The sequence below is a fragment of the Parendozoicomonas sp. Alg238-R29 genome (assembly GCF_947331445.1).
Lineage (GTDB): Bacteria > Pseudomonadota > Gammaproteobacteria > Pseudomonadales > Endozoicomonadaceae > Sansalvadorimonas.
This window is the reverse complement of the sequence record NZ_CAMZOG010000232.1, coordinates 1-988: the sequence shown is the minus strand read 5'-3', so window position 1 is coordinate 988 and position 988 is coordinate 1. Positions and strand designations below refer to the sequence as shown.

The following is a 988-nucleotide window of genomic DNA, read 5'->3' as shown; positions in this document are numbered from 1 at the left end:
CAGAGAGGATTTCGAGGTACGTTTCTAAACCCTTTTAAATCATCAAGATACACGTGTTTTTAAAACGGTGTCGTCTAGGGTTCGTGAAGGAGAGGTGGCTGCATCTTTATAGAAAAATGATGAATTTCTCTGGTTGCGGAGCGAATTTGTTTAAAGAAAATCCGGCTGGTTCTTGTCGTTTGTTTCTGTTTCAATCATGGCAATAGAAATAATAAAGACATGTATCAGGGATCGATATCGTGCATTGCGGCGTTCGCACAGACATTCACCTCACCATCAAGAGTCTTAATGGTGATGCCTTTCTTCTCACAACAAATTCACATCTCGAAGGTCATGAAAGGCTGCAGCTGGGAGATTCTAGCAGGGCGCGTCGGTTTCTGTTTGACCTGGACTTCAGCTCGCGGGACCGGATAGAACGCGAGTTACCACTGAATCGCTCTGGTGGTTCTCAAGCTTATCGCTTTCAAGTGGCAGAGCTTCTGTCTCGTGGTGCATTGTGTGTCTATTCCCTTGATCCCGGGCGAGGCCAGCTCCAAAAGAAACTTGATAGCACCTACTCCGCTATTCGTATCCAACTTAATCAGATTATTGCTGCCGAAAAAGTTGAGGCGGCACAGATTGAAAAACAACATCAACAACGATCTGATATTGGTAAAGTCGCAGCCCATGCCGGGCGTTTTGGTGCAGGGCTTGCAGAGGCCGGGCATTCTTTATTGGTGTGGGCCAATGATGTTCATGATGTTATCTCCATTAATAAACACATACAGCGATTGGGTAAAACCGCACTCAAAACAGTCCGTACCAGTGTTTTTGAAGATTGGGGAAAAACCTTTTACACCGAATGGCGGGAAGGTGAGTACCGGGAGTTGGTGGAAGCTCTGGGGTTTGATCCTACCCATCTATCGGCAGAGGCGTTTGGTGAAGCCTGGGACCTGGCTAATTTTCTGTGGGAAGACGAACTTAGTCAGCGGCTGGTTATCCTGTTTGC

General features: G+C 46.8%; 1 pseudogene. It reads left to right on the top strand.

Going from position 1 to position 988, the window contains the following annotated elements:
• Positions 1 to 239 precede the first annotated feature (239 nt).
• A pseudogene (locus tag QMA35_RS21800) lies at positions 240 to 988 on the top strand (hypothetical protein); the annotation flags it as partial.